Genomic DNA, 14,504 nt, shown 5'->3' on the forward strand with positions numbered 1-14,504 from the left:
TGAGGGTGACGATTGTCTCCTCCGACAAGGATCTGATGCAGCTGGTCGGGGAAGGGGTCGCGCTCTACGATGCCATGAAGAACAAGACGATCGGTCCGGAAAGATCGGCGGGCAGCGTCAAAGATAACCGCCACATAATCCGCATCCGTGTCCTCGACCAGCTTCATCATCATGCTGGTGTACCCGGACACCGCGTTTGTCGGGGTACCATCGCTGCGGGACAGGGGGGGCAAGGCATGATAGGCGCGAAAGATATAACCGGATCCATCAACCAGAAAGAGATGCTTCATATCACGCCCTTGCGCCTCAAAAACCACAACGCCCCGCAAGATCGTCCTGCAGGGCGGACACACAAAACCAAGTTAATGCCATTAAAAAGACATCATGCAGGACCCGGAATCGGGTACCGCCCCATAGCGGGTATCAATGCCCCCCGGCTGCCGAGGCACCAGCCTTCAGGACAAATTTGCGGGAACAATACGGACAAACAATGTCATGGCTGTCTGGATCCAGATGCAGATATACCCTGGGATGACCTTGGGCAGGCGAACCCCCATCGCAGGACGTTTCCATGGACTCGATCTCGACCGTCTCGGTCACAGTAACTGTGGCAGTATGGGACATCGTTTCCTGTCTCCGTGTATAATGAACCACGCCCGGATACAAATGATACCCGGTATAACCCCGCGATCAATGCCACAGTCACAGCAACCCAGCCAACCGGAAAAGTCACAGCAATGCCCGTTTCATACCAGGACTGCCCAGATAACGCGATCTCGCTGCATAACGTCTGCAAGGTTTACCCTGCCAGAGGCGGTACCGGACCAAAAGTTGCTCTTGACAACATTACCTTGGACATCCCGCGCGGATCTTTTTTTGCCCTTCTCGGACCGAACGGAGCCGGGAAGTCAACATTGATCAATATTCTGGCCGGACTGGTGCGCAAAACTTCCGGCACGGTACGGATCTGGAACAACGACCTGGACCAGCAGGAACGGCAGGCCCGCCTGTCTATCGGGGTCGTGCCGCAGGAACTGAACCTTGACCCCTTTTTCAGCCCGCGCGAACTGCTGGAAGTTCAGGCAGGCCTGTATGGCGTACCGGCCAAAGAAAGACGCACTGATGACATCCTGGCCACGGTCGGCCTCAGCGACAAAGCACATTCCTATGCCCGAACCCTCTCCGGAGGCATGCGCCGCCGCCTTTTGGTAGCCAAGGCCATGGTCCACAGCCCGCCGATTCTTGTTCTGGATGAACCAACAGCCGGCGTTGATATCGAACTGCGCCAACAGTTGTGGGAACAGGTGCGGGCCATGAACCGCAGGGGCACAACCGTCATCCTGACAACCCATTACCTGGAAGAGGCCGAGGAGCTGTGCGACCGGATTGCCATCATCAATCGCGGTAAACTCGTTGCGTGTGACACGACATCCGCTCTTCTTGGTCGCCTGGACAACAAAACACTGACAATCATGGTCCATGAACCCCTCAGTTCCCTGCCGGATACCATTGCCCTTGCAGGAGGAGACATTGATACAACACGCAATGCTGTTGTGTTTCGTTACCGTCCCTCCGAGGCAAAAATACCAGAGTTTCTGGAAGCCGTGCACCGGGCCGGCTATAGCATTCGCGACCTGAGCACGGATGAAGCGGATCTGGAGGATATCTTCCTGCAGCTGACCGGCACCGGGTGTCAGGCACAACAAAACGCCTGACACCATGCACAGCACCGACACCGTTATCATGAAGGACGGCAAGGCCTTGCCCATGCAGGCGTGGCTGCCCGATTCGACTGAGCCAGACAGCATCGTACTGGGCCTGCATGGTTTCAATGACCATAGCTCTGCCTTTTCCGGCGCCGGTGCATGGTTGTCAGAGCAGGGCATAGCCCTCTATAGCTATGACCAGCGGGGCTTCGGGCGAAATCCTGATGCAGGCCATTGGCCGGGAGATGCTACACTGGTTCAGGATGCGACCTGTATTCTGCACCAGCTACGTGCACTATGGCCCCAAAAGCCCCTGTTTCTTTTCGGGGAAAGCATGGGCGGAGCCATCGCTCTCTGCCTTCTGACGCAAACAGAAAAAATTCATGTGGACGGGGCTATACTCTCTGCACCCGCTGTCTGGTCCAGGGCGTCCATGCCGCGTACATACCGAGCGTTTCTTTTCATCATGAATCGCCTGTTTCCCAAAAAAACGCTGAACACACGGACCTCACGGATACGCCCGAGCGATAATCCAGACACCCTCGCGTACTGGAAAAATGACCCCTTCGTCATAAGAGATGTCAGGATAGACGCCCTGCATGGCGTTACGGCCCTGATGGACAAGGCTTGGTCAGTATGCCCAACCGCGACAACACCGCTGCTGTGGCTACACGGGAAGCATGATCCTGTCATTCCACTGAAAGCCGTGCAGGCTGCAATGTGTGTTATGCCGGCACAATCCTGCAAGATCGTTGTCTACCCGGAAGGCTGGCACCTCCTGTTCCGTGATACCTGTCGAGCAGACGTGCTCCGCGACATAGCACACTGGATCAAGAACGTAGCCTAAGAGCAAACTCTCTCTGGCAGCAACACGTTCTTGAAAGGTGACTGGCGGCTCCACAGCGATTTGGTTGCGACATCAAAATCACGCACCAGCATCAGCGCCTTGCGGCGCCCGTTATACGGGAAGCGCGTAATGCAAAGACTGGACGGGCCTGCCATTCCCGTGGCACGCGGTAAAACCTTGGTAACGCATGTCCGGGTTTCTTCTGTTTCGCACGCGATCGCACACAAAAGCGAGGCAAGACTCCAGGACACATCGACGGCATCGGTCTTGTTCTGGAACACGTCACCAAAGAAAATCCTGGCACTGGCATTCACCGCCTCGATTCGACCAATATCGAGATCAAGAATCACGATCGGATCAGGCATGTTTTCGAACAGAAGGCGCCAGCGATCACTCCCTTCTTTCAAGGCCGCCTCAGCCTCCCGGCGACGGGAAATATCACGTATCATCAGCATGACAGCGCGAGCTCCGCAGAATGTCACAGGACGCCCGCCAACCTCGACATGCGCAACGGACCCATCACGACACAACAGGCGTTCTTCAACGTAAGGCAAGGGATGCCCCCCCATGGCCAGCCGTGTACGAGCCGAAGCGCGGTCGTGCAAATCATCCGGCACCAATGTCATGAGGGTCACACCAATCAAGCTGTCAGCATCTGGATAACCCAGAATTCTGGCCGCGGCCATATTGGCGGAAACAATAGAACCACTGACGTGAACGAGCAGCGCATCAGGGCACAAGTCTGATAGTGCATTGTAGCGACTTTCCGCTTCCTCCAGAGTCCTGGAATATTCACGAACCCGCTTCTCCAGTGCCTTCCTATGCGTCGCAGACTCGGATGCCGAAGAAGATCCAGCTCGTAGAGAAGAGACAGAGGAACCCAGTTCCCTGCGCATAAAAACCAAGGTCCCCATAACGAGAAGGCCTGTCGTCAGGGCCACAGCCGTAATTTCAAAGACAACAACATCGACAGGAACGGAAGGAACAGAAATGAGACAGGAAACAACAGAGACAGCACATACCATGGCAGAAGCAACAAAACCGACAGCCAGCACATGGCGCGGTGCACGACGCCTGTAGATCACTCCAAGCCCAAGGCCAAGACCGCACAGAACAAGATAGGAAACACATCCCCCACTGGCTACGTGGCGCAGCATATCAACCGGCAACGCAGCCAGGGCAGCACCGAATCCCACCAGAGGACCAACCAGAATGGACAGACAAAAGCTGACAACCATTCCGGCCACATCTGTAGCATCTATCCCTGTGATCACAGATCCATATGCCAAATCAGGAACCCGCAAGGAGACAGCTAGTGTCAGCAGCGTAGCCACAATAATAATCATGGCACCATACACTGAAAAGACAACCAAGCGTGACCACCCCACAAGGCAATCCAGGAAACGCAAGGCAAACCCAAGCGAGAAAACGGTTGCGGCGACCGTCAAAAGACAGAAAAGCGCACTGCTACCCGGAATCTGAGACACCGGAGAATCCCCCATGCTTGTATGGCTGTGTTTTGTCCGGCGGAATCTACCGATAAATCAAGGATGGCTCCACACTACCAACCGCAATGGCCACATAACAGACACATAGTCACAATGTTCTGTTTTCAATAACTATTAATGATTTAGATCACATGAATCCATAAAATGTCCCATGCCGATACAATATGGATTGCATATACTATTTGTTTATTACGCATCCTTCTCGGGCCATACACACACCCCTGCATATCACCCCTATATAGAGTGAAAACGTTCACCAGGGCAGCTGGAACAAGCCGACCACAAACAAGGCTGAACAAACAAGGCTGCATCACACTCTCTGTGCGGGGTTTCCCATGCTCAACAACAGCAATACATGCCGAAAAAAAACTGCTACACATGTGCCCTGCACACACGGTGCTGACTCGCCTGCCTCCGCAAAAAACGGATCCATGCCATGACTGCTTTTTCCATCCCGACTGTTCGCCACCCTGACGCCAGAGACATCCTGGATGACCTGGTACGGTCTGCCCGTCGCGCAGGTGCCGATGCTGCTGACGGTCTCTTGATTGACGGTCGGTCCATTTCCGTAACCTGCCGGAATGGAAAACTGGAAAGTCTGGAACAAGCAGAAGGGGGCGATATTGGGCTTCGGGTCCTGATTGGCAAACGTCAGGCTATTGTCTCATCGGGAGATCGCAGCAAGGCAGCACTTGCAGAACTGGTGGAACGTGCCATGGCCATGGCACGTTCCGTCCCCGAGGATCACTTTGCCGGGCTGGCTGACCCATCGGACTTGGCCCACACCATACCGGACCTTGACAATTTTGACCCAAGGGAAGCCTCGGCAGACGAACTGATCGGCATGGCACGCGCCGCAGAAGAAGCCGCGCGCTCTGTATCTGGCGTCACAAACTCCGAAGGCGCAGATGCCTCATGGGGTACCTCAACGGTCACGCTGGTCGCATCCAATGGTTTCGAACACAGCTACCGCACCTCGGGCTCCTCACTGTCTGTATCAGTCATTGCCGGAGAAGGCAGTGACGGTATGGAACGTGATTATGAGTGGACCTCTACAGTCTGGTTGTCCGATCTGGCCGATCCACAGAGTGTGGGGCGCAAGGCAGGAGAACGCACAGTACGCAGGCTGGGGGCACGCAAGATCAAGACGTGCAAGGTGCCTGTTGTCTTCGAGTCACGGGTTGCCCGTGGACTTGTTGGCAGCCTGTGCGGGGCCATCAATGGAGCCTCCATTGCCCGTGGCACATCGTTTCTGAAAGACTCTCTCGGCCAACGGGTGTTTTCGCCCGGCATACACATCACTGAAGATCCCCACCGTCCACGGGGGTTGAGATCACGCCCGGTTGATGCAGAAGGTCTGCCAACGGTGCGACGCCGCCTGATCGAGGACGGGATTCTGACCACCTGGACAATGGACCTTGCATCCGCCCGACAATTGGGTCTCAAGAGTACAGGACATGCCGTACGCGGGGTTTCTGCACCACCGTCGCCCGGCGTTTCCAATGTCTGGCTGGAACCCGGCAAGGAAAGCCTTGATGCCATGCTGGCCCGGATCGGGACAGGGCTTATGGTCACGGACCTGTTCGGACAAGGTGTCAACATGGTTACCGGGGACTACTCCCGCGGATGTTCGGGATTCTGGATTGAAAAAGGACAAATCGCCTTCCCGGTCCATGAAATTACCATTGCCGGGAACCTGAGGGACATGTTCCGCACCATAGCGCCGGCCAATGACCTGGAGTTCCTTCAGGGAACCGATGCTCCATCTGTCTGCGTGGAGGGTATGACGATCGCAGGATCCTGACACCCGGCTCCGGCACCATACGTTGCAGGGAAAACAGAAACACGTTACATCTTCACTCCTGTCTGGTTTGATCGAGAGATATGATGAGTCCTTCGCGTGCCTTGGTTCTGTGTCGTCAAGCAACCGCTATAACCCTCTCCGTATTTGCTCTTGCCTTGGCAGGATGCTCTGGAAAGGACACATCGTCACCGACATGCCCCGATGTCCGTATTGACAAGGATACGGCCAGCCTGACCCGGTTCCGTGGCGACAAAGGGCAGGATTTAACGGATGTCGTATTCCAGGCCGAGCTGGTCGATTTCTCCGGTGATTGCGGCTACGATGCAAAAACAGACAGCATGGATATACGGATGAAGGTGCTGTTTGCTGTCAGCAAGGGACCAGCAGCATCTGTAGAGACAGGTACGTTCCAGTACTTTGTTGCCCTTCCCGCCTTCTTCCCCGACACCGCCGGGAAACAGGTTTTTCCGGTTACATTCCGCTATCCGGACGGCAACGTACCCACCATGATGATTCGTGATACAGAGGTACGCATCAACCTGCCTCTGAAAGGACGCAATCCTGCAGATACTCCGGTTTACGTCGGCTTTCAGCTGGAACCGCATGAACTGCACCATAATCGCCGCCCCAAGACGCGTTGACCCATCAATACACGCCGTCAGTGCGCGACAAGACGTGATGTATGGAGCTGTAAACAAAACATAATCCGATCATGCCAACCGCAGGATCGGGTAACCTGACCCCGGAGGCTGTGACTGTGTCTGAGACCGTGGTTGACCTTCATCAGTGTCAAGGCCTTGCTCTGGATGAACTGCACCGTTCGCTGGGTGCGCGCATGGGGCCTTTTTCCGGCTACACAATGCCCCTGCATTACGAACAGGGCATTCTTGCCGAGCATCTCCACTGCCGCAGGTCTGCCGCGCTGTTCGATGTCTCCCACATGGGACAGGCTGTCCTGTCCGGTCGCAATATTGCCGAAGCGCTGGAAACTATATGCCCAGGCTCGCTGACAGAACTAAAACCAGGTCGTCAGCGCTATACCCTTGTCCTCAATGACCGTGGAGGCATTGTGGACGACATCATGGTTGCCAATATGGGGGCGGGAAGTGATGGGCAGCACCGGTGGCTTTGCGTAAGCAATGCAGGCAACAAACAAGTCATTTTCCCGATCCTGGAGTCGCTGGCAGAGCCAGATATCCGCATCACATTTCCTGACCGTATTCTGCTTGCGCTGCAAGGCCCCCGTGCAGGGCGCGTCTTGTCGCGCTTCGCGCCGGCTGCAGCATCAATGGTGTTCATGGATGCTGGGCCACTGACACTGGATGGTATCCCGTGTTTCGTAACCCGGTCTGGTTACACTGGAGAGGATGGATTCGAGATTTCGGCCCCGACATCCCATGCCGAACGCCTGATGCGCCATCTTCTTGAGCACCCGGATGTCAACATAGCGGGCTTGGGGGCCCGGGATACCCTACGGCTTGAAGCGGGGCTTCCGCTGCACGGGGCAGACATCACTCCAGATACAACCCCGGTCGAAGCAGACTTGACGTTTGCCATCGGAAAACGACGGCGCAGCAATGGCGGGTTTCCCGGTGCAGACATCATCCTGTCACAAATACAAGACCACGCACCGCGTCTCCGGGTTGGGATCCTGCCGGAAGGACGCGCCCCCGCACGGACTGGAACCGTTATACAAGCCCCCGATGGAACGCCGGTTGGAACGATAACCAGCGGCAGTTTCTCTCCGACGTTGGAACGTCCCATTGCCATGGGATACGTGGACACCGCATTCAGCAAGCCCGGCACCAACCTGAATCTGCTGATCCGGGGCCGTACGGTGCAGGCACATGCTGTAAAACTGCCTTTTGTCGCTCATCGTTATCATCGGGGATAGGAACGGATGGCTGACGTGTATTTTACCAAGGAACATGAATGGATCCTGGTCGACGGACAACAGGGAACGGTCGGCATTACCAATTTTGCACAGGGTCGTTTGGGAGATATCGTCTTTGTCGATCTTCCAGACTCCGGCCATACGGTCACGCAGGGGCAGGAAACAGCCGTTATCGAATCCGTCAAGGCTGCATCCGATGTATACACACCCGTCTCGGGCCGCGTCACAGAGACCAATGCACAGCTAACGCAGGATCCAGGGCTGGTCAACAGGGCCGCCGAATCGGATGGCTGGTTGTTCCGCATCACCCTGTCCAACCCGGGTGAACTCGCCTCCTTGATGAGGCGGGACGAATATGCTGCCCTTACAGGCACACTCCAGGACTGACCATAACGCAGGAGCGGACCATGCGTTACCTGCCACTCACAGAAGAAGACCGGCGACAGATGCTGGATCGTATCGGGGCCAAGTCTGTCGAAGACCTGTTCCGGTCTATCCCACAAGCCGCACGGGACAATGCGCCACGTCATTTGCCCGGGTCACGCTGCGAAATGGATGTGGAGCGGGAAATCCAGACACTGGCAGCACGAAATCTGGACATCACCAAGGGACCTGCCTTTCTGGGCGCCGGGAACTACTTCCACCACGTTCCTGCCGCACTGGACTATTTGATCCAGCGGGGCGAATTCATGACCGCCTATACGCCATACCAGCCCGAAATCGCCCAGGGAACCCTACAGGTCCTTTTCGAGTTCCAGACCCAGGTGGCCATGATCACCGGCATGGAGGTGGCCAACGCCTCGCTGTATGACGGTGCAACCGCCTGTGCCGAGGCTGCGGCCATGGCAGCACGGATTACCGGGCGTTCCCGGGTTGTGATATCCGGTCAGGTGCACCCGCATTTCTCGTCTACAACACACACTTTCCTCAAGCATACCGCCATAGACGTCGAGACCCTTCCTCCGGATCCGATGAATCAGGAAGATCTGCTGAAGTATGTCGAAACAGACGTTGCCTGTATCATCGTACAGACACCGGGTTTCTTCGGGCACTTGCACGACACCACAGACTTGGCCAATGCCCTGCATGCCGCAGGAGCTCTTTTGGTGGTTGCTGTCTGTGAGCCGCTTAGCCTAGGCATAGTGAAACCGCCCGGTGCAATGGGGGCTGATATCGTGGTTGGAGAGGGGCAGAGCCTCGCCATACCACCCGGGTTTGGGGGGCCAGGAGTCGGGCTGTTTGCAACCCGGAATGCATTTGTCCGTCAAATGCCCGGACGCTTGTGCGGAGAGACCGTCGACAGCGAAGGGCGGCGAGGCTTTGTCCTGACTCTTTCCACGCGGGAACAGCACATACGGCGCGAGAAAGCGACATCCAATATCTGCACAAACTCCGGCCTGATTGCCACAGCCTTCTCGATCTTCATGACCCTCTTGGGCGACAAGGGCTTTACAGAACTCGCGGAGCTGAATCATGCGCTGGCCTGTACTGCGGCTGATCGCCTGGCAGCTATCCCGGGCGTCTCGCTTCTGTCCGGAACATTCTTCAATGAATTTGCACTGATGCTGAAACAGCCGGCAACGCCGGTTGTTGATGCCCTGGCCGGGCGCAATATTCTGGCCGGCATTCCGGCAAGTCGTTTCTGGCCCGGCGACACGACTGTTGAGAATATCCTTCTGGTGGCCGTTACAGAAACCAACACCGATGCTGAGATACGGACCTTGGTCCATCATCTGGGGGACATACTGGCATGACCACCCCGTCTACGTTTACCGGTAACAAAGGGCTTCAGACAGAAGAGCGCCTGATCTTCGAGTACGAGCACGCGGAACGAACCGCTGTTGACCTACCCCCTGCCCCTGCACACCACCCCAGGCTTGGATCAATGCGACGCACCACAAAGATTGGTCTGCCCGGATTGGCCGAGCCTCAGGTCGTGCGCCACTATACACGGCTGTCACAGAAGAACTTCGGGATCGACACGGGCTTCTTTCCCTTGGGGTCGTGTACCATGAAACACAATCCCCGGCTTAACGAGAAACTGGCCCGGCTTTCTGGTCTGGCCGCCATTCATCCGTTCCAACCCGTTTCAACATCCCAAGGAGCCTTGGCCCTGATGGACAGGTTAGGGAGCTGGCTGAAAGAACTGACAGGAATGGCTGCTGTTGCTCTCTCACCAGCCGCAGGGGCACACGGCGAACTCTGCGGAATGATGGCCATCCGGGCCGCACTGGATGAAAGGCAGGACTCACGCAGAACGGTTCTGGTCCCACAGAGCGCACATGGCACCAATCCGGCCACAGCCACCCTGTGCGGATTCCGGGTGGAAGGTATTCCTGCAGAAAGCAGTGGGCGTGTTTCGGTCAAGGCCGTGCGGGAGCGTCTGGGCCCCCATGTCGCGGCCATCATGATTACAAACCCGAATACCTGCGGGCTGTTTGAGAGTGAAATGGCGGCGATCGCTGAAGAGGTCCATCGTGCCGGCGGGTTTGTGTACATGGACGGGGCAAACTTCAATGCCTTGGTCGGACGGGTCCGGATTGCGGATCTTGGCGCGGACGCCATGCATATCAACCTGCACAAAACCTTTTCCACGCCACATGGGGGCGGCGGACCAGGATCTGGTCCAACGGTCCTGTCCGAGGCACTGGCACGTTTTGCCCCGGTACCTTACGTCAAGCGATACCCTGAAGGGTTCCGCCTGATTGAAACAGAGGACGAGGCACGCGCAGACGGGAACAACCCCTTTGGACGGCTCAAGGGGTACCATGGGCAGTTTGGCATGTTTGTACGCGCCATGGCCTACATGATGTCCATGGGGCTGGACGGGCTGCAGCAGGCCTCCGGTGATGCCGTGCTGAACGCCAACTATCTTCTGGCCCAACTGGGTGATGTCTTGTCAGCGCCCTTCACAGAACCGGTTATGCACGAAGTCCTGTTTGATGACCGTTTCCTGAAAGATACAGGCATCAGTACACTGGACTTTGCCAAGGCCCTGATTGATGAAGGGTTCCACCCCATGACCATATACTTCCCTTTGGTGGTTCAGGGGGCCTTGTTGATAGAACCAACAGAAACCGAGAGCAAAGCAACCCTGGATGCGTTCATCGAAACCGTTCGCAGCTTGGTCGCCGCAATCCGGCAAGGCCAGACCGAACGCTTTCATAAGGCACCCGTCTACACACCACGGCGGAGGCTGGATGAAACCCGTGCAGCCCGTACACCTGTTCTTCGCTGGTCACCCCACGAAACCTGACATATCAAGACATGATAAAACCCCAAGGCCCCGCGACCGGAGGGCATGCCGCAGATTTGCGCCTTGGTTTGCATTTTGCGAAGACTGGTCATGAAAAAGCGGAACCTCGGGCAGAATCCCGCCATACCCCCATCTGGCCCGCCTTTTGCTGGTAAAGGGGTGAGAGCAGAGAGAAGGGCACTTACCCCGGTTACCCGTCGAGACATCTCAGGGCAGTGAGATATCTCCGGGTGCCGGGGTTTTTCTGTCTGCCCCATCCCCTGTTTCCGGACGCGGAGCAGGCAAAGCAGACCGCAAGGCCGGGGCGGCTGCAGTCAAAAACACGGAAGAAAGCCAAACCCGGGCTGAAACCGGTGTCGGATCAGGAGAACGGCCCGATGACCATTGGGCGGCACGCCGAAGCCAAAGAGCTGCCCTGACAGAGTCTTTCTTTTCGTCCTCTTCGATCAAAGCCATCAAGGATGCAAGGCGCGGATCTTCAAGTCCGTTGCGATACAATCCCTCCAAAGCTGATCGAGCTTGCCCCCACAGCTTGGCCTCCAGGGAAACCGTAGCCAGAAGAAACGCGCTTTCCGGATGTAAAGGAGCCCTGTCGGTCAAGGTCTTGACCCGGGCCACGCGCTGCAACTCTGGCTCGCGGACGCATAACTCCAGAAAAGCGGTGGCAAGAGCAGGATGTGCCATATCCGGCCAAACACCCCGGATCAGGGACATAGCCTTGGCCATGGCCCCTTCCCTCCCCAAGGCACGCACCAACGTCAGGACAGCCGGCAGAAAATGGCGGTCCTGACGTATGGCCTTTCGGGCATTCCGTCGTGCGGCGCTGGTATCACCACGTTCCAACAGGGTTTCAGCATATGCCGTCCGGAAAGCAGACACAGCACTGACGCTATGCCTCCACTCCAGAACACCCAATTTCTGTCCAAGTTCTGCCGTGAACAGGGCTCCCTCCCAGTCCTGATCCCGGACCTGACATTCCAGCAACATGGAAGCAGCCCAGTCCAGACGCGGATTAAGGTCAAAAGCCTCTTGGGCCAGGCGCTTCTGTTCCGCATGGTGCCCGGAACGCCCGGCCATTCTTGCCAAGGATTTCAAGGCAGCAGGGCGTACCTCGGGAACATCGAGAAGACCTGCCAGAATGTTGGCAGCCGCCGCATGATCCCCTGCAATCTCAGCCGACTGCGCTGACAGAAGAAGCACCGCAGAATCACTGCCCAAATCACGACGGGCAGTACGAACCGCACGACGCAAACCAACAGCATCACCAGCCAGGGCTGCAGCATAGCCATAGCCAAGAGCAGCCACCCCCTCTCTCAGACGGCGACGCTCCATCCAGCTCCCAACCGTTGACGGCAGGGATACAATCCGGCGAAGCACACCATAAAGCCAGAAGACAAGCCCTACGGACAGGACCAACAGGATCAGAAGAAAAGGAACGTTGGTATCTGCCCGCCACCCCAGCCACTGCACGGAAACCATCCCGGGATTCCGGGCCAACCAGACGGCCAAGGCAACAAAAAATGCAACCGTGACCAGCCAACGCAGCAGACCGAGAACCATCTCCTTATCCCTCCGGCTTCCGTGGAGGCAATGGATCACCAGTCCCCAGGCGCACAACAGCCTCGTCCATCAACGCATCAAGGGCTGCATTGGCGGCAAGGCGGGCCTGAGCCATCTGGATCCATGGCTGGGCAACCTCGACAGCCTGACCGGACAGACGCGACAGCTCCGCCACAGCAGAGGCAAGATCACCACCGGAGGCGGCCTCGACCGCACGGGCTGTCACAGCCGCCGGAAAGTCGGCCACATCAGCACCGTCAACGCGGCGAACAGAAACAACGGATGTCAGGGCATCTACAGTCCGCGCCCACCATGCCGACTGGTCATCCGGCCCATAACCGGCGCGGATAATCGCCGGGACCAGGTCTGAAAGCTGACGATCCAGGGCAACCGGCGTGGCAATACCGCTGTCGGCATAATCGTGCAGGGCAGAAAGGGAAAGAGTTGGGTCAACACCTTCAGGCATCAGGGCCCGCACTGTTCGCAGAGACAAGCCATAGGGCCTTCCTGTATCGATAGCCTCACGTAGCTGACCGACAGCCAGCAGAAAAGCCACCACACGTTCCTGACGGCCGGAGGTCCGACGCACCTGTTCCTCCATCGCTGCAACACGATCGGCAAGACCAAGAACAGTCCCTGCACCAATTCGGTCACGTGACAGTTCGTCAATCCGGCGCCCCATGGCATTGATGGCATCATCGCGGGAGAGCGGCATGCGCGCCTCTACACCCTGCAAGGCTGCCTCAAGGGCGTCCAGCCTGTCTTGAAGAACATTGTTGTCATCGGCTGCCACGTCAGGCTCTGCCCCCGGATCCGGAGCAAGATCGGAAAGACCCTGCTGTATCTGCTGCTCGGCCAGGGCCAACCGGTACCGGGTCTGGTCAAGCGCCTGACGCATATTGCCCAACGCCGCACGCACATCGTCCAGTTCCCCGCGCAAGGCCGCAACATCTGCCGTTTCCGGCACAGTCACATCCCGGGAGATCAACGGAAGATCAAGAGAAGCAGACAAACGCGGAAACACAGATAAGAGCCATCCGGAACTAACCAGAACCAAAGCAACGAGCACACCAAAAGCAAGGACAGGGATACGCCAGCGCATCATCCCGCCCTGTTTGGCACGCCTGACACGCCCATCAGGCTCGGTCGCCCCGGCTGGTGTTCCTTCCTGCCCTGCCCCGGCAACGTTCTGGAAAAGAGCCAGAAGAGAATCCTGCTGCGGGGCTTCAGCAACATGCACCTTGTCAAATTTGAGATCCGATACCGCATCGGCAACGGCCCTGGACAAGCACCAGGCCGTAACCGATGCCATATGACTTTCCAAACCGGCCTGACACACCAGTGAGATAAAAACCTGCGCTGTTCGGGCCGAACACAGAACAACCCCATCCAGCTCTTTGGTTCGGAACGCAGAAACGACCTCGGACGGTAAAAGGGGAATGGGCTGTGTCTCGTACAGGGGAATATGGGTGCAGTCGTAACCCTTACCCCGCAAATCGCCAGCCAGATCACCCGCAATATCAACCCCTGCCAGATGGTACAGGGGACCGATATCCGGAGCAAACGTCCGGCAGGACAGCTCAAACAAGGCCGCACTGTCACCATCTGCGGACTGCACGTTGGTGAATCCTGCATCCTGTAATACACGGGCCGTATGCTCACCAACTGCCAGAACCGGAACAGCATAAACAGCGTCACCAACAGCCGGGGAGCGATGCAGAAGACGCTTCAGGGCACGGGCGCCATTGGCGCTGGTCAGAAGAAAACCACCTACAGCCCCAAGGTCCGGTAACGAATCAGGGGTATGATCAACAACTGCCAACAACGGTGCTGTCATTACGCCTATGCCCAGCGCACGCAACGGGACTGCCAAGCGCTCCGCGTCCTCTGTTGGCCGTGTTACCAGAACCCGCATTGTCTGCTCCCCTT

At 57.1% G+C, this 14,504-nt stretch carries 13 protein-coding genes; 8 read left to right on the forward strand and 5 right to left on the reverse strand.

From position 1 onward, the window contains the following. Together HEQ60_RS03800 and HEQ60_RS03805 are read right to left on the reverse strand one after the other, a co-directional pair. On the reverse strand, positions 1-290 hold a 290-nt coding region (locus HEQ60_RS03800; protein ID WP_168069677.1), incomplete at its 3' end, for a hypothetical protein. A 133-nt stretch (positions 291-423) separates the two neighbouring features. After that, positions 424-624 (reverse strand): zinc-finger domain-containing protein, encoded by a 201-nt coding sequence (locus HEQ60_RS03805; RefSeq protein WP_168069679.1) that lies wholly within the window; start codon positions 622-624, stop codon positions 424-426. 113 nt (positions 625-737) lie between these two features. Between HEQ60_RS03805 and HEQ60_RS03810 the strand changes: the two genes are divergently transcribed. Further along, a complete protein-coding gene (locus HEQ60_RS03810) occupies positions 738-1,715 on the forward strand; it encodes an ABC transporter ATP-binding protein (RefSeq protein ID WP_168069682.1) in 978 nt (325 codons plus the stop codon). Between the two features lie 4 nt (positions 1,716-1,719). Further along, positions 1,720-2,553, forward strand: coding sequence for an alpha/beta hydrolase (locus tag HEQ60_RS03815; protein ID WP_168069685.1), 834 nt, complete (start codon positions 1,720-1,722; stop codon positions 2,551-2,553). Here HEQ60_RS03815 and HEQ60_RS10840 read toward each other — a convergent pair. Further along, positions 2,550-4,040, reverse strand: a complete 1,491-nt coding sequence (locus HEQ60_RS10840; RefSeq protein WP_168069687.1) for a PAS domain-containing protein — start codon at positions 4,038-4,040, stop codon at positions 2,550-2,552. The genes HEQ60_RS03815 and HEQ60_RS10840 overlap by 4 nt on opposite strands. A gap of 457 nt (positions 4,041-4,497) precedes the next feature. On the opposite strand from HEQ60_RS10840, the gene HEQ60_RS03825 reads away from it, so the two are divergent. The 6 genes from HEQ60_RS03825 (at position 4,498) to gcvPB (ending at position 11,015) form a co-directional block, all read left to right on the forward strand. Beyond that, complete coding sequence (locus HEQ60_RS03825) at positions 4,498-5,865, forward strand: TldD/PmbA family protein (protein ID WP_168069690.1); 1,368 nt, start codon at positions 4,498-4,500, stop codon at positions 5,863-5,865. Between the two features lie 80 nt (positions 5,866-5,945). After that, positions 5,946-6,506 (forward strand): hypothetical protein, encoded by a 561-nt coding sequence (locus HEQ60_RS03830; RefSeq protein ID WP_168069693.1) that lies wholly within the window; start codon positions 5,946-5,948, stop codon positions 6,504-6,506. Positions 6,507-6,622: 116 nt separating this feature from the next. After that, positions 6,623-7,759 carry a glycine cleavage system aminomethyltransferase GcvT gene (gene gcvT, locus HEQ60_RS03835; protein WP_322099285.1) on the forward strand — a complete coding sequence of 379 codons (1,137 nt, stop codon included), beginning with the start codon at positions 6,623-6,625 and terminating at the stop codon, positions 7,757-7,759. 6 nt (positions 7,760-7,765) lie between these two features. Then, positions 7,766-8,146 (forward strand): glycine cleavage system protein GcvH, encoded by a 381-nt coding sequence (gene gcvH, locus HEQ60_RS03840; RefSeq protein ID WP_168069697.1) that lies wholly within the window; start codon positions 7,766-7,768, stop codon positions 8,144-8,146. 20 nt (positions 8,147-8,166) lie between these two features. After that, positions 8,167-9,513: an aminomethyl-transferring glycine dehydrogenase subunit GcvPA gene (gene gcvPA, locus HEQ60_RS03845; protein WP_168069699.1), complete on the forward strand. Its 1,347-nt coding sequence runs from the start codon at positions 8,167-8,169 to the stop codon at positions 9,511-9,513. Continuing rightward, positions 9,510-11,015 (forward strand): aminomethyl-transferring glycine dehydrogenase subunit GcvPB, encoded by a 1,506-nt coding sequence (gene gcvPB, locus HEQ60_RS03850; RefSeq protein ID WP_168069701.1) that lies wholly within the window; start codon positions 9,510-9,512, stop codon positions 11,013-11,015. Before gcvPA ends, gcvPB begins: the two co-directional genes overlap by 4 nt. A 207-nt stretch (positions 11,016-11,222) precedes the next feature. On the opposite strand, the gene HEQ60_RS03855 is transcribed toward gcvPB, so the two are convergent. Together HEQ60_RS03855 and HEQ60_RS03860 are read right to left on the reverse strand one after the other, a co-directional pair. Beyond that, complete coding sequence (locus tag HEQ60_RS03855; RefSeq protein WP_168069703.1) at positions 11,223-12,575, reverse strand: heme biosynthesis HemY N-terminal domain-containing protein; 1,353 nt, start codon at positions 12,573-12,575, stop codon at positions 11,223-11,225. A gap of 4 nt (positions 12,576-12,579) precedes the next feature. Beyond that, positions 12,580-14,490, reverse strand: coding sequence for a uroporphyrinogen-III synthase (locus tag HEQ60_RS03860; RefSeq protein ID WP_168069706.1), 1,911 nt, complete (start codon positions 14,488-14,490; stop codon positions 12,580-12,582). Positions 14,491-14,504: the final 14 nt, after the last annotated feature.

The sequence above is a fragment of the Haematospirillum sp. H1815 genome (genome assembly GCF_012102705.1).
Classification (GTDB): Bacteria; Pseudomonadota; Alphaproteobacteria; order Rhodospirillales; family Rhodospirillaceae; genus Haematospirillum.

Excerpts from the sequence above, each read along its gene's own strand:
- HEQ60_RS03805 (WP_168069679.1), bottom strand. The coding sequence starts at position 624 with ATGTCCCATACTGCCACAGTTACTGTGACCGAGACGGTCGAGATCGAG.
- HEQ60_RS03810 (WP_168069682.1), top strand. The coding sequence starts at position 738 with ATGCCCGTTTCATACCAGGACTGCCCAGATAACGCGATCTCGCTGCAT.
- HEQ60_RS03815 (WP_168069685.1), top strand. The coding sequence starts at position 1,720 with ATGCACAGCACCGACACCGTTATCATGAAGGACGGCAAGGCCTTGCCC.
- HEQ60_RS03825 (WP_168069690.1), top strand. The coding sequence starts at position 4,498 with ATGACTGCTTTTTCCATCCCGACTGTTCGCCACCCTGACGCCAGAGAC.
- HEQ60_RS03830 (WP_168069693.1), top strand. The coding sequence starts at position 5,946 with ATGATGAGTCCTTCGCGTGCCTTGGTTCTGTGTCGTCAAGCAACCGCT.
- gcvH (WP_168069697.1), top strand. The coding sequence starts at position 7,766 with ATGGCTGACGTGTATTTTACCAAGGAACATGAATGGATCCTGGTCGAC.
- gcvPA (WP_168069699.1), top strand. The coding sequence starts at position 8,167 with ATGCGTTACCTGCCACTCACAGAAGAAGACCGGCGACAGATGCTGGAT.
- gcvPB (WP_168069701.1), top strand. The coding sequence starts at position 9,510 with ATGACCACCCCGTCTACGTTTACCGGTAACAAAGGGCTTCAGACAGAA.
- HEQ60_RS03855 (WP_168069703.1), bottom strand. The coding sequence starts at position 12,575 with ATGGTTCTCGGTCTGCTGCGTTGGCTGGTCACGGTTGCATTTTTTGTT.
- HEQ60_RS03860 (WP_168069706.1), bottom strand. The coding sequence starts at position 14,490 with ATGCGGGTTCTGGTAACACGGCCAACAGAGGACGCGGAGCGCTTGGCA.